The sequence below is a fragment of the Hyphococcus sp. genome, assembly GCF_965228385.1.
In the GTDB taxonomy this organism is placed as follows: Bacteria; Pseudomonadota; Alphaproteobacteria; order Caulobacterales; family Parvularculaceae; genus Hyphococcus.
This window is the reverse complement of record NZ_OZ245810.1, coordinates 1576801-1594917: the sequence shown is the minus strand read 5'-3', so window position 1 is coordinate 1594917 and position 18117 is coordinate 1576801. Positions and strand designations below refer to the sequence as shown.

The window sequence follows — 18117 nt, the reverse complement described above, 5'->3', positions numbered from 1 at the left end:
GCGAAACTGTCCTTGTCGCTAATTTTTGCGCGGCTTGGCGTTCGCCTTGGACAGTTTTTTCTTCTTTGGCGGTTTCCGGCCTTTTGACGCGCTGCGCTTTTTCGTCTTTGATTTTTTTCCTCGCCCGGGTTTTGACGGCTTGCCCGCCTTGCCTTTTCGTTTCGGCGAACCGGGGAGGGGATCGCTCAGCATTTCAAAGCGCAGTCCCCCGGTGAGCGGCGCCGCTTCGGCGAGCTTTACGCGCACGGGCTGGCCCAGCCGGAAGACGCCGCCGGTCGTCTCTCCGATAACGGCGTGCTGTTTTTCCTCGAAACGGAAGCGTTCGAAGCCGATAGACCGCATAGGGATGAACCCGTCGGCGCCGGTCTCGTCCAGCATCACAAACAGGCCGAATTTGGTAACGCCGCGAATACGTGCGTCGAATTCCGCGCCGACGCGATTCTCAAGATATCCGGCAAGGTAGCGGTCGTTGGATTCGCGCTCCGCCGCGATGGAGCGCCGTTCAAGGTCGGAGATCTGTTCGGCGATATCGCCGAGCGCGGCGGCTTCCTTTTCGGTTTGCCCGTGCGCGCCGAGTTTGAACGCTTTGACGAGCGCGCGGTGAACCACAAGGTCCGCATAACGGCGTATGGGCGAGGTAAAATGCGCGTAGCGCGCAAGGTTCAACCCGAAATGACCGGCGTTTTCATCGTCATAAACCGCCTGCTTTTGTGAACGGAGTACAACTTCAGAAACCATTTCCTTTTCGTCCCGGTCTCCGGCGATTTTCAGGAGCTGGTTGAAATTCGCCGGTCTGACGGCGGCTTTGGTCAGCGAATAATCGAGCGTCGCGAGATAATCGCGAACGCTGTCCAGTTTTTCGGGATCGGGCTGGTCGTGCACGCGATAGATCAGCGGCGTGCTCGCGCGTTCCAGCGCTTGCGCAGCGGCGACATTGGCGAGGATCATGAATTCCTCAATGACCTTATGCGCGTCGAAGCGCTCGCGCCTGACGACTTCTTTCACATCGCCGTTCTTATTAAGTATGATTTTGCGTTCCGGCAAATCGAGATCAAGCGGTGCGCGTTTCGCCCGTTCTTTCATACGCGCGCGATAGGCGTCGTAGAGATGACTTACTACGGTTTTAATATCTGCCGGAGCCTTACCGCCGCCTTCGCTTATCGCCTGTGCGTCGTCATAGGAAAGCTTCGCCCGTGAGCGCATCATGCCGCGCATGAAATGGTGGCGTTTTTTTGCGCCATTCGCGTCGATGATCATCTCAACCGCCATGCAGGGACGGTCTTCGTTATCCCGCAACGAACACAAATCGTTCGACAGGCGCTCGGGCAGCATCGGCACAACGCGGTCCGGCAGGTAGGTTGAGTTGCCGCGCTTCAGGGCTTCTTTATCAAGCGCGGAACCAGGAGATACGAAATAGCTGACATCAGCGATGGCGACGATCACGCGAAAACCGCCCGTATTATCCGGGTCCGGATCAGGCTCCGCATAAACCGCATCATCATGGTCCTTGGCGTCGGCGGGATCGATCGTGATGAGCGGCGTATCGCGCAAATCCGTTCTCTCGCCCAACGCTGGCAGCTTTGCTTTTCCGGCTTCTTCGAGGACGGCGTCCGGAAACTCGGTCGGAATGCCGTGATTGGCGAGCGCAATTGTGGAATAGGCGTGCTTGTCGTCGATATGCCCGGCGACGGATCGGATACGCGCTTTTTGCGGGCCGTAGCCGCGCGCGTTTTTCGTCTCCACCCAGACGAGATCGCCGTCTTCAGCTTTGCCGGCGTCGCTGTCTTCGATGGTGAAGGAAGCGCGCGCGCGGCGCTCCACAGGGTCGGCGATCCCGCCGCGCCGTTTCTTTCGGTAGACGGCCAGGAACTGATGGGCGCCCTTGCCGATGGCCTTGATGACTTCCGCTTCATAGCCATCGTCGCCGGCCTGTTTCAGGCGCGCGAGCAGGCGGTCGCCGACGCCGGGCGCCGGTTTCATTTTCGCCGCGCGCCTTGCGGAAAGCCGGATCATCGGCGGCTCGGTTTCGCCCCGCCAGTTGGCGGGAAGACAGATCAGATCGCCGTCATCGTCGACGGACATGACGTCAATCGGCGCCACCGGCGGAAGGGCGTCGGCGCGCTCAATGCGTTTGCCGCCTTTCAGGTTGATATGATCGTCGGCGTCCATTTGCTTGAGAAGCGAACGCAGCTCGCGGCGTGCGTCGCCTTTCACGCCAAAGGCGCGCGCGATGTCGCGGCGGGATACTTCTCCCTCGGCGTCCTTCAGGAACGCAATGATGTCGTCTTTTGAAGGAAGCCCGGTTTTCGCCGGCTTTTTGGAAGCGCTTTTTTTTCGGGAGGCCAAAGGAACGACTTTCACTGAGCTGTAAGTGGACAATTTCCCTTGCCCCTATCACGGATCAGCAAAAAGCGCGAATACGCTATCCGCCCACCGTCAGCGGGTTATATCGCCTGCCGTCGACCAGCACTTCGTAATGGAGATGAACAGCCGTCGCGTTCCCTGTTTTTCCCGTCCGCCCGATATAATCGCCGCGCCTGACGCGCGCGCCGGGCTTGATTCCGGGCGCGTAGGCCGAAAGATGTGCGTAGCGGGTTTCAACGCCGCTGCGATGCCGGATGATAATCGTGTGGCCATAGCCGCGCATGCGGGCGGCGGCTTTCACAACGCCGTCGCCGCCGGCGTAAACGGGCGCCGGATTACGCGTATAAAGATCGACCCCATGGTGAAACCCGCTGGCGCCGCCCCTGCGCGGGCCGTATGCGGATGAAAGACATGAATTCACTGGCGCGCGAAAAAGCGTTTCGCCGCGGACAGACGTTTCGGGATAGTAGCCGATAATATGGCGGCGGGCGTTGGTTCGCGGCGCATTTGAAATGACCGTACCCCCGCACAATTGCAAGGTTGACGATAATTTGGCCGGCATGCGCGCGTTTTCAGGCGCGGACACACAGGCGGCAATGATAAGAAAGCCCGCAACGCCTGAAACGAACTGAATGACGCGCATGATGAACTCAACTCAAACACAACAATCTATGAGCCATACTGCACTGACGATGCTGGAAAGTTAACGCCTCACATAAAATGTGATCCGGGTCATGTCAGGCCGGCGCAATCAGTAATAACCGATTGTCAAATATGCAAAAATTACGGCAAGAGCTGTCAAACTTGCAAACAGCTGTCCCAAGCTCAGGGCCGCGTGGCGAGAAAATATCGACCGCATGAACTGCAACAGCGATATGACTATAAACAGCGGCGCCGCCATCGCGATCGCATAGATCAGAAAAACGGGATCGGTTTTACCGTATAAAATCAGTGCGACAACGGCAAAAAGGCCTGCAAATATCCAGTACGCCATGACGGGCATCCTTCACGCGTTTCCGCAGGAAAAGTGTCGTAAAGCGAACGCAATAATTTGCAAAACGTTCCCATGGCGTAAGAATAATAAATAAAGTGCAATTCCGCTATTATCGCCGCCGGATATGGCTGTTTGTATATGTTAAGTTGCTCTTTTTTTCGTTGATTTTTTCTTTGCCGTCTTCTTTTTGGCGGCGGTTTTTTTTGCCGTTTTTTTAGCAGGGGCTTTTTTCTTCGCGGCTTTCTTTTTCGCTGTTTTCTTCTTCGCGGCCTTCTTTTTTGCCGGCTTTTTCTTTTCCTTCGCGACAATCAGTTCAAGCGCGCGTTCAAGCGTAATCGTTTCAGGATCGGTTCCGTTCGGCAGTGTCGCGTTGGTTTTCTGGTGCTTGACGTAAGGCCCGTAACGCCCGTCCATGACATTGACCGGGTCGCCTGTTTCCGGATGGTTTCCCAGCTCTTTCAACGCCTTCGCCGTACGGCGTCCGCGACCGGGATTGGCTTTCTTTTCTTCGATCAGGGTGACGGCGCGGTTGAGACCGACCTCAAAAACCTCATCAATGTTTTGAAGGTTGGCGTAGGTTTTTCCGTGTTTTACGAAAGGCCCATAGCGGCCGAGGCCGGCTTCGATGAGTTCGCCGTCTTCCGGGTGCGCGCCGACTTCGCGGGGAAGCGAAAGCAGCATCAGCGCTTTTTCGAGATTGACGTCTTTAACGTCCCATGTCTTTGGCAGACCGGCGCGTTTTGGTTTTTCTTTAGATCCCTTTTCGACTTCGCCAAGCTGGAAGTAGGGGCCAAAGCGTCCAATTTTTAACCACACTTCCATGCCGGTTTCCGGGTCGGCGCCGAGCAACTTGTCGCTAGAAGCTTCCGGGTCTTCGCCGTCGGCAAGCGCGGAAAGCTGGCGGGTGTAATTGCAGTCCGGATAATTCGAACAGCCGATAAACGCGCCGTACCGGCCGGTTTTCAGCGAAAGCTGGCCGCCCTCGCGGTTTTCACTTTCGCAGGTGGGGCAGGCGCGCGGGTCGGAGCCGTCTTCCTTTTTCGGAAATATCAGCGGTCCCAGCGATATATTCAGCGCATCAAGAACTTCGGAAATGCGAAGCTCGCCAATATCTTCGACAGTGGCGTGAAACTCAGACCAGAAGTTTTTGAGAAAAGTCTTCCAATCCGCTTCGCCCGCAGAAATTGCGTCAAGCGTTTCCTCAAGATCCGCTGTGAAATCGTATTCGACATATTTTTTGAAATAATTTTCAAGGAAGGCGGTGACAATGCGGCCCTTGGAATCGGGGATGAACCGGTTGCGATCCATGGTGACATAGCCGCGATCGCGCAGCACAGTCAGAATCGACGCGTAGGTGGACGGGCGTCCGATGCCAAGCTCTTCGAGGCGCTTGACGAGGCTGGCTTCTGAATACCGCGGCGGCGGTTGTGTAAAATGCTGGTCGGCTTTTACATCCGAAATGTCCGCACCGGCGCCTTTCGACAGTTTCGGCAGGACCCCGCCGCCGTCTTCGGCTTCAGGATCATCCTGGCCCTCTTCATAAAGCGCGAGAAACCCGTCAAACAGGATGACGGAGCCGGTGGCGCGCAAACCGGTTTTTTTGTCAGAGGATAAAAGATCGATGGTTGTGTTTTCCAGGCGCGCGGATTCCATCTGGCTGGCGATGGCGCGTTTCCAGATCAGTTCGTACAACCTGAACTCGTCCTGATTTAGTCCGCGAATTTTTTCAGGCGCGCGCGTGAAAGAGGTGGGGCGAATACATTCGTGCGCTTCCTGCGCGTTCTTCGCCTTGGATTTATAAACGCGCGGACTATCCGGCACATATTTGTCGCCGAATTGCGAGCCGACGGCGCCGCGCGCGTCGGCGATCGCCTCCGGCGCCATATCGACGCCGTCGGTCCGCATATAGGTGATAAGGCCGGTGGTCTCGCCGCCAATATCGATGCCTTCATAAAGCGACTGGGCCGTGCGCATGGTACGCTGCGCGTTGAAACCGAGCTTGCGCGCGGCTTCCTGCTGCAAGGTCGAAGTCGTAAAGGGCGGGGGCGGATTGCGCCGTCCCGGCTTGGCTTCAACGGAATCGACTGTAAACGACGCGCTTTCAACGGCGTTCTTCGCCGCCATGGCGGCGGCTTCTTCGCCAAGCGTAAATTTTTGAACTTTTTCGCCGTCATGTAATGTCAGGCGCGCTTCGAAAGGCGTTGAGTCGCCTGAAACCGCCTGTGCTTTCACACTCCAGTATTCCTGAGGAATGAAAGTTTCAATTTCAAGTTCCCGGTCGCAAATAATGCGCAGGGCCACCGACTGCACGCGGCCGGCGGAGCGCGAACCGGGCAGTTTTCGCCAGAGCACCGGCGACAGTGTAAAGCCCACGAGGTAATCCAGCGCGCGGCGCGCCAGATACGCTTCCACCAGATCGTCATCGATCTGGCGCGGATGGGCCATGGCGTCCTGCACCGCCTTTTTGGTGATGGCGTTGAACGCGACGCGGTCGATGCGCACGTCCTTCAGCGCCTTTTTGTCGGAAAGCGTTTCCAGAAGATGCCAGGAAATCGCTTCGCCTTCGCGGTCGGGGTCGGTGGCGAGCACCAGCCGGTCCGCCTGTTTCACGGCTGCGGCAATCTCGTTCACCCGTTTTTTCGAACTGGAATCCAGCTCCCAGATCATTTCAAAATCGTTGTTCGGATCAACGGAGCCGTCCTTGGATGGCAGATCGCGGATATGGCCGTAAGACGCCAGGACTTTGAACCCGGACCCCAGATATTTGTTGATGGTCTTCGCTTTTGAGGGCGATTCAACGATGACAACTTGCATGAACGGAAAGGCCTCAACAGGGACATAGGTAAATTAAACGTGGCGGGCCCTATGGGGCGCGCGCATAGCGCATGTCAACTGTCACGATGCGCTCGCCGCCTGGGGCCGCCGGGCCGCGCAACCTCATTCCGGTTCAATATGTGACGGTATAATGCTTTAAAATACAGCGGGATAACACGCTATCTTCTTTTGGGGTCTTACGTTGCGGACAGGGAAAACCGGCCGCCTTCGTGTTCCGCAGCCTCGCCAGACAGAACAAGGTCGAGCAGCGTATCGGCCACAAGGCCCGGCGGCGCATCCGCTTCGCGCAGGATTTCGTCGCGATGCAGTGGCGTAAATGACAGGAGCTCCAGAATTTGCCGGCGCAAGCTCATCAGCGCCGCCGCGTCGGGTTCCGGCTCTCCCATGCCATCGCTCCAGTTGAAAAGATCGCGGTCGTGGTCTGAAACGCCCCTCGTCTGGGCTGACAGCGCGTCGATAATATCCTCAGCCCGCTCAACCAGCGTTGCGCCGTCGCGAATCAGGCGATTGGCGCCTTTGCAACGCGGATCAAGCGGCGAGCCCGGCACCGCAAACACCTCGCGTCCCTGTTCCAGCGCGAAATTCGCGGTGATCAGCGTGCCTGAGCGCGCCGCCGCTTCAACCACGACCACGCCGCGTGAAAGGCCGGAAATCAGACGGTTGCGTTTCGGGAAGTCGCGGGCGGTGGGCTGCGCGCCCATGGCGCATTCGGAAATAACTGCGCCTTCACGGGCAATACGGGCCGTCATCTCCTCGTGTTCGGGCGGATAGATCACGTCGACGCCCCCTGCAACTACGGCGATGGTGCCGGTCGCCAGCGCCGCGTCATGGGCGGCGCCGTCAATACCGCGCGCGAGGCCTGAGGCGACGACAAAGCCGGCGGCGCCGAGATCGCCCGCGAGCATTCTGGCTATCTTGCGCCCGGCGCCGGAGGCGTTGCGCGCGCCAATAATTGCGACAGCCGGTTTCTCGAACAGCGAAGGGTGGCCGCGTACGTAAATCAGCGGCGGATGATCGGGAACGGCTTTCAGAACCGCCGGGTATGCTTTTTCGCAGGCGGCGATCAGCTTGGCGTCATGGCGTTCAGCAAGCTGCAATTCCCGCTCGCAGGCGCCGCGGTCGGCGGCTCTCAATTGCGTTCGCCTTCCGGCCTTGCGTGAAAGCTCCGGCAAGGCCTTCAGGGCCTCGGCGGCGATTTTGTACCTTGAGATTAAACGGTGAAACGTAACAGGCCCGATATTCGGTGTGCGAATGAGTTGCAACCAGTCGAGTCGGTCTTGCAAGGCGGGCCCTTTCGGATATGCAGGGGCGTTCATATAATAGCCCGATCATGCACGTGTGAAGGATCGCGACAAGGAAATTCAGTCAATCGATCCGTAAATCTTTCCATTTCACGAAGAATTCCGTACTGTAAACGACAAGCAGGGAGCGGCGGAAATGAGTTTAAGCAGGCATAAACTCCTCGCGGTATTCGCTGCGGCGAGCAGCGCAATATTTCTTTCTGTATTGAATTCAGGCTTTGCGAACCAATCGCCATTATCAGGCGGCGAAACAAAACTCACCGATAACGCTGTTCAGGATTTTCACCCCTCTTGGACGCCGAATTCGCAAAACGTCGTTTTTGACAGAACGGCTGAGGATGGTCCGCGCGTTTACGTCGCAAGCATAAACAATGGATTACAAAAGCCGCTCGCGGCGGGCGATCATCCGCATTGGTTGTCTACCGACAAGGGCCTTGTTTATCTGAACAGTGAAACCACACCGGGTTACCCGGCGGGTTCGTATCTGTTGTCGTTCGGCGCCGCTAAGCCGAGCATGATCGTTGAAGGCTACAGCGGCGCATTCCCGTCGCCGGATGGGCGGCGCGTCGCATATGTTTCAAATGTGGACGGAGACTGGGAGTTATGGGTAGTCGATCTTGTCGGGGACAAGCGAGTTCGCATTACAGATAATGCGGCGGACGAGTTCGCGCCGAGCTGGTCGCCGGACGGCCGCAAGGTCGCTTTCATGTCAAACCAGACCGGCGAATGGAACATCTTCGTGGCCGATGTTGTGACTGCCGAAACCCATCAGCTAACGGATGAAAAGGGATTGCATACTGCGCCATTATGGTCGCCGGACGGGAAATGGATTTCATATTTCTCCGAAACTGAAAACGGTTCGGATTTATATCTGGCGACACCGGACGGCGAAGAAAAATCCCGGCTAACATTCAACGGTGCAAAAAACTGGCAGGCCTGGTCCGCCGATGCAAGCCGGATTGTGTTTGCGGCGGAAAGAAACGTTGGGGAAAATCTATTTGTCATTGAGCTTGAAGGCAGACGAACAACGCCGCTGACAAACAATAACGCGCGCAATGTCGCGCCCGCCTGGTCGCCGGATAATCGTCATATCGCCTATGCGTCCGATCGCGACGGCGATATGGAAATTTATGTGGCCAAGGCGCCGCGGCGATAGTCAATCAGGTTACGGCTTCTTTCTTTTCGCCGATCTTCGGTTCCGCGCCGGAGATGAGTCTCGCGATGTTCGTCCTGTGACGGATAAAAATCAATATTGTCATGAAAATTGCGGCTATGGCGAAGGCGGGCTTTCCCATGGCGTACATGATGAACGGCGTCGCTGCAGCCGCGATGAGCGCCGCGAGAGATGAGTATCTGATTGTGAAAGCGGCGCCGAGCCAGGCGGCGGCGGCAAACAATCCGGCGGGAAAATGCAGGGCGAAAAGCGTGCCGAGAAATGTCGCGACGCCCTTGCCCCCGTTAAATTTCAGCCAGACCGGATAGCAGTGGCCGAGAAACGCCGCTGCGCCGGCGATTTCCGGCCGCCAACCGGCAAGGTAAGCGATGATCACCGCAATCGCGCCTTTGCCGCCGTCCAGCAGCAGTGTGGCGGCGGCGAGATCCTTACGCCCTGTGCGCAAAACATTCGTCGCGCCGATATTGCCGGACCCGATGGCGCGTATATCGCCGAGCCCCGCAGCCTTGGTAATCACAAGGCCGAAAGGGATCGAACCCAGAAGATAGCCGAGGATGAGGGGGAGTAGAATGTCCATCGCGAACCTCGATGTTTTATTGCGTCCGGCCGGATAGGGCGCTGAATGCGTCTTACCGGATTATTTGGCGTGGACTTTCATCAGCCACATGGCGCCGGCGGTGATGATGGCGATATCGATGGCGAACATGATCGGCAGCGCCATGGGGCCGCCGTTTTCTATGTAGGCCGCGCCGCCGAGCACGAGCCCGCTGGCGCAAGCCAGCATGGCGACGATGATCGCCGTGCGGCCGTTGACTTTGGCGCCCTTGTGCACGTCTCGGCGGACGTAGAAACTCAGCCCCGTGTATATGGCGCCATAAACGGCAAGCGGCAGGCCAAGTCCCGGCGCGATGTTCAAGAGCGCGACCGCCAGATGAAAAACGCCGGTGACGATCAAAAGCCCGATGATCAGGTGCCGCAATACGATTGGTTTCATGTAGCCAGTCCCCTCAGTCTGTCGATGGCGCCCTGCAATATAAACGTCGCGGCGGCTTCGTCGATCTTTTCCGCGCGCCTGGCCCGGCTGGTGTCGAGCGCGATCAACTCCCGCTCCATCGCCGCGGTGGAGAGGCGTTCATCCCAGAAGGCCGCGGGCAGGTCCAGAATACGGGGCAGATTGCGGGCGAAGGCGCGTGCGCGCTGGGCGCTCGGGCCTTCTGACCCGTCCATGTTGCGCGGCAGCCCGATGACGAGGCCCACAATATTGCGCGCCTGTGCAAGGTCTTTCAGCTTCTCGGCGTCCGGGGTGAATTTCTTGCGCCGGATGGTGTCCACCGGCGTTGCGACCATCCGCGCGGGGTCGCAGACGGCGACGCCGATGGTTTTCTCGCCTATATCGAGGCCGAAAAGCGCGCCAGTCGCGCCGAAGGCCGCCGCCTGTTGTTCGAAAGTCTCCGCCATGGCTCAATACTACCATGAAAGGTCAAGGGTAACGTATTGGATCGTCCTGTGATTCGCATATTGTCGATCGGCCTGTTCGCGCTTGCGGCGTTCATGGTCTTTGCTTCGCCGTTGACCCAGGGGGATGCGCCCCCGGATCTGCGGATCGACATTCGCCATTCAGGCGAGGCGAATTTACGCGTTGTGTATGAGTGGCGCCGGGCGCAGCGGCGGATGATTTTCCAGACCGTGGCCGAGGGCTATCGGAAACGCCAGTGGACCATTGTTCCGGACGGATTTGAGATTTTCAGCGAGGGCGGCGCCGACTATATCCGGCGCGCCGGCGGCGGACGGTTCCGTCGTGTGGAGATTATCGCGCGTCCGGACAATATCCGTCTTGATAAGGAGTATCAGCCGCTGGTGAAATATGGCGAGCGGGGCGCGCTGCTTTATACCGGCCATTTCTGGCCAATGATAAAATCGGGCGGCCGCGTAAACGCTGTGTTCGATTTCACGCCAGCGCCCGCCGGGCAGGTCGTGGCGTTCGGCGATCGCGCCATGCGCATTGAAAACTGGCGCAGCCCGGAAGACCATCCTGCATTTGTTTATATGGGACCGCTGGCGCCGGTTGAAACGCAGGACGTGATGGCGCTGGTTGATCCCGGCGCGCCGCAATGGATCGCTGAAGAATTCAACACGCTTGTGCCGCGCGCTTTTTCGGCGTTGTCGCAGCTTTTCGGTTTCACGCCGGAAACCAAGCCTAACCTGTTCCTCTCCGCGAATGTGGAAGGCGATGCGGGAAGGCTGAGCTACGCCGGCGACGCCCTGCCGTCGCAATTCCAGATCATGCTGCGCGGCGGCGCGTGGAGCCGTCCGAACGCCAAGGCGCGCGAGGTTTTCATCCACTCGACCATTCATGAAGCTACGCATCTGTGGCAGGCGGCGGCGCGGCCCGCTTCGGATGAAACGCCGGAATGGATTCATGAAGGCGCCGCCGATGCGATCACCGCTGAAGCGCGCGTCGCCCTCGGCGACTGGAATGGCGCGGCCTTTGAGCGAAATGCGCAACGCGCGCGCTCCGAATGCGCCAGCGAACTTGAGACGGGATCGCTGAACGGCGCCGCCGCGCGTCAGGACTTTCGCGCGCTTTACGTCTGTGGACATGTAATCGCTGATGCTGTCGCGCTTGCCGAAGGCGCGCGCGTTGTCGATTTCTGGCGCGCGCTGATCGAAAAGGCCGAACGCGCCGGCGGATATACCGAGACGATGGTTTACGACCTGATCGAGGAGCGCACGGGCGATGCGGAATTCGCGCAGGCCGTGCGTTATTTCGCCGATACGCCGCTGGCGCAGCCGGGCGAGGAGATCGAAAAGTTAATGACCGCGGCCCGGACGGCGGCGGGTCAGCGCAGGCCGGCCGCGTCGCTTTGAGGCTTGCGCATGAGAGGCGGCGTTGATAGGCCAAGCGCGGTCAGAATTTCATGGGGCTTTCATGTCGATTGACAAGGATACGGTGCGCAAGGTGGCGCGCCTCGCGCGGATCGCCGAACCCGAAGAGCGTCTTGAGCCGCTGGCGCAGGAGCTTTCAGGCATCCTCGGCTGGATCGAGCAGTTGAACGAGGTTGATGTGGAGGGCGTCGAAGCTATGGCCTCCACCGTCGATGTGCAGCTTCCCATGCGCGAGGATAACCAGCAGGACGGCCCCACCGGCGGCGGCCAGCCGGAAAACGTCGTCGCCAATGCGCCGAAGACGGAAGATCATTTTTTCGTCGTGCCGAAGGTGGTGGAGTGATGTTTGGTCTCGGCCCTGATTGAGGTGAGTTTAGTGACGAAAGATCCAAATCCAAAGGAATTCGATGATCCTGCCAAGTTACGCGGCATTATTCAGAATGCTTTGAGGCTCGGTAGAGATGATCTTGTGTTGCAATGCCAGCTTCGAATTGCCGATCTTGCCGGTCGCGGATTCGATGATGAAATAGAACGAGAGTTTTGGCAATCGGTTGCGTGCGCAGAAGAGTTCAAAAGAATTGAACATGGCAAGACGATATTATTGGCAAGGACTCGCCAAAAGTATGAACGTGATGGCGCGTTAAAATGTATCGAAGACTGGGCAAGGAATCCGAAAACTACTGATGGGTTTCAAATCCTCATCGACGCTGGTCATCCCGAATACACAGGGGAAGCAATTGTATTGCGACATAGCGAGAAGTTCTCTGCGGAAGTGATTTCTGCCGCAAAGGACAAGCTTATCGAACATGGCGTGAACTTAGACAGAATTACAAGGCCTCTTTGAATGACAAACCCAGCCGATCTCACCCTTGCGCAACTTCGTGACGCGCTGAAAGCGAAAAAAGTCTCCTCGCTCGAAGCGACGGACGCCTATCTTGCGCGCATCGAAAAAGCGAAGGTGCTGAACACATTCGTCACCGTCACCGCCGACAAGGCGCGCGACATGGCGAAAGCCTCCGATGCGAGGCTCGCCAAAGGCCCAAACAATTCTGATGTCGGCGATCTGGAAGGCGTGCCGCTCGGCGTCAAGGATCTTTTCTGCACCGAGGGCGTGTTGACCACGGCGGGCTCGCACATTCTCGACGGATTTCAGCCGCGTTATGAATCGACCGTCACCGCCAATCTCTGGCGCGACGGCGCGGTGATGCTCGGCAAGCTCAATATGGATGAGTTCGCCATGGGCTCGTCAAACGAGACGAGTTATTACGGCAACGTCATCAACCCATGGCGCCGGGAAGGCGACGATGCGCCTTTAACGCCGGGCGGGTCATCCGGCGGCTCGTCGGCTTCCGTTGCGGCGCGGCTGTGCGCCGGCGCGACAGCGACCGACACCGGCGGATCGATCCGCCAGCCGGCCTCTCTCACCAATACGGTCGGCGTCAAACCGACATACGGGCGCGTCTCGCGCTGGGGCGTCGTCGCCTTCGCCTCGTCGCTCGATCAGGCGGGACCCATGGCGCAGGACGTGCGCGACGCGGCGGTGATGCTGAAGTCCATGGCGGGTCATGATCCCAAGGACTCGACCTCTATCGATCGCGCCGTTCCGGATTATGAGGCGGCCCTGGGTCAGTCGATCAAGGGGCTCAAAATCGGCGTTCCGAAGGAATACCGTATCGACGGCATGCCGGAGGAAATCGAAAACTTATGGTCGCAAGGGATCGCGTGGATGAAAGACGCCGGCTGCGAGATCGTCGATATCTCCCTGCCGCTGACGAAATATGCGCTGCCCGTCTATTACATCGTCGCGCCGGCGGAAGCGTCTTCCAATCTCGCGCGCTATGACGGTGTAAAATACGGCCACCGCGCGAGCGACTATCAGGATATTCTTTCGATGTATGAGAACACCCGCGCCGAAGGCTTCGGCGACGAGGTGAAGCGGCGCATTCTTATTGGCACATATGTTCTGTCGGCCGGCTATTACGACGCCTATTATTTGCGCGCGCAAAAGGTGCGGAAAAAAATCTTCGACGAATTCACCGACGCGTTTTCAAAGGTCGATCTGATTCTAACGCCGTCGGCGCCGTCGGCCGCGTTTGGTCTCGGCGAGAAAACGTCCGATCCCGTGCAGATGTATCTGAACGACGTTTTCACGGTCACAGGCAATCTCGCAGGGCTGCCGGGCGCGTCTGTGCCCGCCGGTTATGACAAGCAGGGACTGCCATTAGGACTGCAACTTCTCGCGCGTCCCTTCGACGAGGAAACCATGTTTAAAGGGATGTATGCGCTGGAGCAGGCGGCTGGCGCTAACCGGCGGCCGCAAGAGTGGTGGGCCTGAGCGCTTCATCCGGCTCCTTGATCCGTGCGCCGTTCGCGCGCAGAAAATTTTCCGCCTTCGCGAAGGTCCGCTCCTGGGCATACCACGGAATGCTCGGCGCGAGATGGTGAATGAGGTGATAGTTGTGAAACCCGTAAACCCGCGAAAACAGCCACCCGCGTAACGACTTCGACGGCTTCTGGATCAGCGTCTGTTTCATCACGTCAGTCTTGTCCTCAACATGATGCGGCAGCCAGTCTATGAAAAAGCTGACCAGCGCGAAGGTGATGATGGTCGGAATGAAAGACAGCATCAGCACTTCTTTCCAGTATCCGATCGTCGCCAGCCAGATCAGGATCGCATAGGGGATCGCTGTCTCCAGAACCGCACGGATCACGAATTTACGTTTTTCGCGCACCAGCGGATAAATCTTGAAGACAAAATAATTCGTATAGAAATAGAACATCAGCGAGCGGAAAATCGCCGAGGCGAGATTCGGCGCATCGGAGACCCAGGCGTCCGTATCCCGGTCAGGGTCATTGGTGTGGGCGTGGTGCAGTCGGTGCACATGCGAATGCACGGTGTAGGAATGCAGGGTGAAGGAAAAGCCGGCGACGCCGAACACGTCGTTCAGCCAGCTTAATTTACGATGCTTGCCGTTGATGTTCCGGTGCGCGCATTCGTGCGCCGCGGTGTATCCTTGCGACATCCAGAAGGCGTTCCACAGCATTGCGGCCCACAAGGGAACCGCGCCGGAAAAACCCGCCCACAGACCCAGCACGGTCATGCCGATCACAAGGCACGAAAAGGCGAGCGTCGGCCACTGAAACCCCCTGGTTTCAGTGCGCGCGAGGATTTTCAGATCCCGCAAGGTGTTGACAGTCTGGTCAGTCATACTGGTCAATCATGGCTTCCGGCGGTTGCGTTTTCGCGCGGCTAGGCACTTGCGCGACAGGCGCGATATTATCATAGAAATCTACAGGCACAATTTACGCAAAACAGCCGACTTCATCGGCATAACGCCGCAGTCAGACGTTGCAGGAGAAAAACGACGTCCGCTTTTGGCCCTTTCCACGAAATCAGTTTCACCGCGCCCCTGAGCCAGCCGGTGGAAACCGACGCTTTTCATCTGCCGGGCGAGGGCGGCTGGCGGCTCATCGTCTTTCCCGGCACGCCCTGCAATAAACTCTTGTTCACCCGGCTGTTGCGCACGGCGCCCGCCGGGCTCGACGTTGTGGTGCTCTCCCGGCCGGGATTCGGGAAAGGGCATCAGGACGTTTTCACCAGCTTCGATGAGCAGGTGGCGGCGATCAGGCCGTTCCTTCCCGGGGGCGAATTCGGCGACAAGAAAGTGGTGACGCTCGGCGTCTCCTATGGCGGCGAACTGGCGTTGAAAGCTGCGCTCGATTTTCCGGACGCGGTGAATGGCGTCGTCACCGTCGCCGCGCTGATCGACGAGCCGCACGATTACGCCCTGAAGCTGGAACAGCTCGGCGGCGAGAGCGGCGTAGAGCCGTTCGTGCCGAACCGCTGGCAGCGTGTGCGGGCGGAAGTCGCCGGCCGGCGTGAACAGATCGGGCCGCTGCTGGACCGTTTGAAAGAGATGAGAGCGCCGGTGGAAGTGCTTCATGGCGATTTCGATGCGCTGGTGCCGCGCTCCAATGCGGAAACCTTGATAAACGCGCTGCCTGAAGGGGTCGCCAATCTGGAAATTATTCCCGGCGGCACGCATTATCTTGAGCTGCAATACCCCAGGCGGCTGCATCGGGCGGTGGAGCGGGTTATCGAAAGGGCGGAGGCGGGCCTGGTTTGAACTTGCACTTTCTTCCCCCGCTAGCGGGGGAAGTACCCGCGAAGCGGGAGATGGGGGTCAATTTAAGCTGAACCCCCTCCGTCTCGCCCGGATTAAATCCGGGCTCGACACCTCCCCCGCTAGCGGGGGAGGAGAAGCGCCGGTTCATTTCACACGGTTGCAAGTCTTCAAAACTGCGGGCAAAACCGCCTGAACGCGAGACGGTAAATCGTAACAGGGCAAGGCGATGAGCGAGACCAGGACAAAACTGCTGCAAGGATCGACGGGCGACTGGGAGGTCGTGATCGGGCTGGAGGTGCACGCCCAGGTTTCCTCAAAATCGAAGCTGTTTTCCGGCGCGTCGGCGGAATATGGCGCGGGGCCCAACGAAAACGTCTCGCTGGTCGACGCCGCCATGCCTGGCATGCTGCCCGTCATCAATAAATTTTGCGTGGAACAGGCGATCCGAACGGGCTTGGGCCTTAACGCAAAGATCAACACCTGGTCGCGTTTCGACCGGAAGAATTATTTCTATCCCGACCTGCCGCAGGGCTATCAGATTTCACAGTATAAAGACCCCATCGTCGGCGAAGGCGAGATCGAAGTGGAGCTTGAGGGCGGCGAAACGGTCATGGTCGGCATTGAGCGCCTGCATTTGGAACAGGACGCCGGCAAATCGATCCACGATCTGGCGCCCAAAGAGTCCTATGTCGATTTGAACCGCTCCGGCGTGGCGCTGATGGAGATTGTCTCCAAACCCGACATGCGCACGGCGGAAGAGGGGGCGGCGTATTTCTCCAAGCTGCGCTCCATCGTTCGATATCTCGGCACCTGCGACGGCAATATGGAGGAAGGCTCCATGCGCGCTGACGTGAACGTCTCGGTCTGCCGCGCCGGAAACTATGCCAAGTTCCGCGAGAGCGGCGACTTCAAATATCTGGGCACCCGGACGGAAACCAAGAACGTCAACTCCCTGCGTTATGTGAAACAGGTTATCGATTACGAAGCGCGGCGTCAGATTGAAGTGCTGGAAGACGGCGGCGAAATCGATCAGGAAACGCGGCTGTTCGATGTGAAATCTGGAACGACCCGCACCATGCGCTCAAAAGAAGACGCGCATGATTATCGTTATTTTCCGGATCCGGATCTTTTACCGCTGGAATTCGATGAAGCCTGGGTGGAGGAAATCAGGGCGAGCCTGCCGGAACTGCCGGACGCTAAAAAACACCGTTTCATGAACGATTACGGTTTGTCGTCATATGACGCGTCCGTGCTCGCCGCCGACAAGGCCAGCGCCGCCTATTTCGAGGAAGTCACCGGCAAATGCGGCGACGGCAAGCTCGCGGCCAATTGGGTGACGGGCGACCTTTTCGGCGCGCTCAACAAGGCTGATAAATCAATCGCTGCAACGCCGGTTTCTGCAGCGCAGCTGGGCGAGCTGATAGGCCTGATCAAGGACGGCACCATATCCGGAAAAATCGCAAAAGACGTCTTTGCACTGATTTTCGACGGTGAGGAAACCGGCGCGCCTGCTGACATCGTTGAAAAACGCGGTCTGAAACAGGTGACCGACACCGGCGCGATCGAAAAAATCGTCGACGAGATTATCGCCGCCAATCCGAAACAGGTCGAACAGGTCAAGGAAAAGCCGAAGACCATGGGCTGGTTTGTCGGGCAGGTGATGAAAGCATCCGGCGGCAAGGCGAACCCGCAGGCGGTGAACGAAATTCTCAGGAAAAAACTGGGTCTGGCGTAAGACCCCGTATTTTCGATTTTTCTTCCAATTTTCGGCGGTTTTCGCCTTTGCGGGGAACCAGCGCGACGCGATTGGGTTCCCTTAGTCACATGCCGTGCAAGCGGCGTGCGAACACAAAGGATTGTCCGTCATGAGTTTTTTTGAAAAACTAGCCCAGAGCCTTGCCGAGGAAAGCCGCAAAGTCAGCAACAAGGCTGGCGATTTCGATTTCCAGATCGATGATCTGCATGACGAAATTCGCCATCTTCGCCGCGAGTTGGCGAGTCTCGGGCGGTCCGCCGGGCGAACCGGCGCGCGCGCCCTGCATGACGGCGCGGAAGGTGTTGAGGCGGCGGCGGAAACTGCTGTGAAAACGGCCAGAAACAACCCCGCTTCCGTACTGGCGCTGATTGCCGCCGGCTATTTTACGGTGCGCCTTTTTCGCAACCGCTAGGCGCGATGAGCCTGAGGTTTTTAGCCCTTTTTAAATTATGAGTGCGCTGGTTGCGGCGCGCGCAAACCTATAATGCGCAAAAGCGCGGGGCCTGTCCGCAGCCGGATATGCGTGCGCTGCGAATAATTTCCGTTTCCAGACGCGATTGCCTTGGCTATTGAGCCTGCATGGCGGCAAGGCCCGTCCTTCGGCTAAGCAGGCGCCGACGGCGCTGGACGAACGGCGTTTCCGCCGACTATACCCTGCGCCAAGTTGTGTTGCGGGTCAC

General features: G+C 58.3%; 17 protein-coding genes. 8 read left to right on the top strand and 9 right to left on the bottom strand.

Going from position 1 to position 18117, the window contains the following annotated elements; all coding sequences use genetic code 11:
* Positions 1–18: 18 nt before the first annotated feature.
* The 5 genes from rnr to dprA all read right to left on the bottom strand — a co-directional run bounded on the left by rnr (position 19) and on the right by dprA (position 7476).
* Positions 19–2379, bottom strand: coding sequence for a ribonuclease R (gene rnr, locus ACQK2Q_RS07440; RefSeq protein ID WP_425409114.1), 2361 nt, complete (start codon positions 2377–2379; stop codon positions 19–21).
* 43 nt (positions 2380–2422) lie between these two features.
* The gene (locus ACQK2Q_RS07435) at positions 2423–3007 is read right to left on the bottom strand and encodes a M23 family metallopeptidase (RefSeq protein ID WP_425409113.1); all 585 of its coding nucleotides are present in this window, start codon (positions 3005–3007) and stop codon (positions 2423–2425) included.
* 108 nt (positions 3008–3115) lie between these two features.
* Positions 3116–3358, bottom strand: coding sequence for a hypothetical protein (locus ACQK2Q_RS07430; protein WP_425409112.1), 243 nt, complete (start codon positions 3356–3358; stop codon positions 3116–3118).
* A gap of 141 nt (positions 3359–3499) precedes the next feature.
* On the bottom strand, positions 3500–6172 hold the full coding sequence (gene topA / locus ACQK2Q_RS07425; RefSeq protein WP_425409111.1) for a type I DNA topoisomerase: 2673 nt from the start codon (positions 6170–6172) through the stop codon (positions 3500–3502).
* Between the two features lie 197 nt (positions 6173–6369).
* Positions 6370–7476 carry a DNA-processing protein DprA gene (dprA, locus tag ACQK2Q_RS07420; RefSeq protein ID WP_425409110.1) on the bottom strand — a complete coding sequence of 369 codons (1107 nt, stop codon included), beginning with the start codon at positions 7474–7476 and terminating at the stop codon, positions 6370–6372.
* 154 nt (positions 7477–7630) lie between these two features.
* On the opposite strand from dprA, the gene ACQK2Q_RS07415 reads away from it, so the two are divergent.
* Positions 7631–8650: a hypothetical protein gene (locus tag ACQK2Q_RS07415; protein ID WP_425409109.1), complete on the top strand. Its 1020-nt coding sequence runs from the start codon at positions 7631–7633 to the stop codon at positions 8648–8650.
* Between the two features lie 4 nt (positions 8651–8654).
* Here ACQK2Q_RS07415 and plsY read toward each other — a convergent pair whose 3' ends face one another.
* Genes plsY through ruvX form a run of 3 tightly spaced genes read right to left on the bottom strand, consistent with a single transcriptional unit; the run spans position 8655 to position 10126 of the window.
* Positions 8655–9245, bottom strand: a complete 591-nt coding sequence (gene plsY, locus ACQK2Q_RS07410; protein ID WP_425409108.1) for a glycerol-3-phosphate 1-O-acyltransferase PlsY — start codon at positions 9243–9245, stop codon at positions 8655–8657.
* Between the two features lie 60 nt (positions 9246–9305).
* The gene (locus tag ACQK2Q_RS07405; protein ID WP_425409107.1) at positions 9306–9662 is read right to left on the bottom strand and encodes a hypothetical protein; all 357 of its coding nucleotides are present in this window, start codon (positions 9660–9662) and stop codon (positions 9306–9308) included.
* A complete protein-coding gene (gene ruvX / locus ACQK2Q_RS07400; RefSeq protein ID WP_425409106.1) occupies positions 9659–10126 on the bottom strand; it encodes a Holliday junction resolvase RuvX in 468 nt (155 codons plus the stop codon). Before ruvX ends, ACQK2Q_RS07405 begins: the two co-directional genes overlap by 4 nt.
* A 36-nt stretch (positions 10127–10162) precedes the next feature.
* On the opposite strand from ruvX, the gene ACQK2Q_RS07395 reads away from it, so the two are divergent.
* The 4 genes from ACQK2Q_RS07395 (at position 10163) to gatA (ending at position 13889) form a co-directional block, all read left to right on the top strand.
* A complete protein-coding gene (locus ACQK2Q_RS07395; protein ID WP_425409105.1) occupies positions 10163–11536 on the top strand; it encodes a hypothetical protein in 1374 nt (457 codons plus the stop codon).
* 61 nt (positions 11537–11597) lie between these two features.
* Positions 11598–11897 carry an Asp-tRNA(Asn)/Glu-tRNA(Gln) amidotransferase subunit GatC gene (gene gatC / locus ACQK2Q_RS07390; RefSeq protein ID WP_425409104.1) on the top strand — a complete coding sequence of 100 codons (300 nt, stop codon included), beginning with the start codon at positions 11598–11600 and terminating at the stop codon, positions 11895–11897.
* 33 nt (positions 11898–11930) lie between these two features.
* Complete coding sequence (locus ACQK2Q_RS07385) at positions 11931–12398, top strand: hypothetical protein (protein ID WP_425409103.1); 468 nt, start codon at positions 11931–11933, stop codon at positions 12396–12398.
* Positions 12399–13889 carry an Asp-tRNA(Asn)/Glu-tRNA(Gln) amidotransferase subunit GatA gene (gatA, locus tag ACQK2Q_RS07380; RefSeq protein WP_425409102.1) on the top strand — a complete coding sequence of 497 codons (1491 nt, stop codon included), beginning with the start codon at positions 12399–12401 and terminating at the stop codon, positions 13887–13889.
* On the opposite strand, the gene ACQK2Q_RS07375 is transcribed toward gatA, so the two are convergent.
* Positions 13858–14763 (bottom strand): fatty acid desaturase family protein, encoded by a 906-nt coding sequence (locus ACQK2Q_RS07375; protein ID WP_425409101.1) that lies wholly within the window; start codon positions 14761–14763, stop codon positions 13858–13860. The genes gatA and ACQK2Q_RS07375 overlap by 32 nt on opposite strands.
* Before the next feature lie 213 nt (positions 14764–14976).
* Between ACQK2Q_RS07375 and ACQK2Q_RS07370 the strand changes: the two genes are divergently transcribed.
* From ACQK2Q_RS07370 to ACQK2Q_RS07360, 3 genes are all read left to right on the top strand, one after another.
* Positions 14977–15681 (top strand): alpha/beta fold hydrolase, encoded by a 705-nt coding sequence (locus ACQK2Q_RS07370; protein ID WP_425409100.1) that lies wholly within the window; start codon positions 14977–14979, stop codon positions 15679–15681.
* A 226-nt stretch (positions 15682–15907) separates the two neighbouring features.
* Entirely contained in the window at positions 15908–17416 is a 1509-nt protein-coding gene (gene gatB / locus ACQK2Q_RS07365) for an Asp-tRNA(Asn)/Glu-tRNA(Gln) amidotransferase subunit GatB (RefSeq protein ID WP_425409099.1), read from the top strand.
* A gap of 130 nt (positions 17417–17546) precedes the next feature.
* Positions 17547–17849: a hypothetical protein gene (locus tag ACQK2Q_RS07360; protein WP_425409098.1), complete on the top strand. Its 303-nt coding sequence runs from the start codon at positions 17547–17549 to the stop codon at positions 17847–17849.
* Positions 17850–18117: the final 268 nt, after the last annotated feature.

What these genes read in the sequence shown, in the direction of transcription:
- gatC (WP_425409104.1), top strand. Translation starts at nt 11,598, where the DNA reads ATGTCGATTGACAAGGATACGGTGCGCAAGGTGGCGCGCCTCGCGCGG.
- ACQK2Q_RS07435 (WP_425409113.1), bottom strand. Translation starts at nt 3,007, where the DNA reads ATGCGCGTCATTCAGTTCGTTTCAGGCGTTGCGGGCTTTCTTATCATT.
- ACQK2Q_RS07405 (WP_425409107.1), bottom strand. Translation starts at nt 9,662, where the DNA reads ATGAAACCAATCGTATTGCGGCACCTGATCATCGGGCTTTTGATCGTC.
- gatA (WP_425409102.1), top strand. Translation starts at nt 12,399, where the DNA reads ATGACAAACCCAGCCGATCTCACCCTTGCGCAACTTCGTGACGCGCTG.
- ACQK2Q_RS07360 (WP_425409098.1), top strand. Translation starts at nt 17,547, where the DNA reads ATGAGTTTTTTTGAAAAACTAGCCCAGAGCCTTGCCGAGGAAAGCCGC.
- ACQK2Q_RS07415 (WP_425409109.1), top strand. Translation starts at nt 7,631, where the DNA reads ATGAGTTTAAGCAGGCATAAACTCCTCGCGGTATTCGCTGCGGCGAGC.
- ACQK2Q_RS07430 (WP_425409112.1), bottom strand. Translation starts at nt 3,358, where the DNA reads ATGGCGTACTGGATATTTGCAGGCCTTTTTGCCGTTGTCGCACTGATT.
- plsY (WP_425409108.1), bottom strand. Translation starts at nt 9,245, where the DNA reads ATGGACATTCTACTCCCCCTCATCCTCGGCTATCTTCTGGGTTCGATC.
- topA (WP_425409111.1), bottom strand. Translation starts at nt 6,172, where the DNA reads ATGCAAGTTGTCATCGTTGAATCGCCCTCAAAAGCGAAGACCATCAAC.
- gatB (WP_425409099.1), top strand. Translation starts at nt 15,908, where the DNA reads ATGAGCGAGACCAGGACAAAACTGCTGCAAGGATCGACGGGCGACTGG.
- ACQK2Q_RS07375 (WP_425409101.1), bottom strand. Translation starts at nt 14,763, where the DNA reads ATGACTGACCAGACTGTCAACACCTTGCGGGATCTGAAAATCCTCGCG.
- ruvX (WP_425409106.1), bottom strand. Translation starts at nt 10,126, where the DNA reads ATGGCGGAGACTTTCGAACAACAGGCGGCGGCCTTCGGCGCGACTGGC.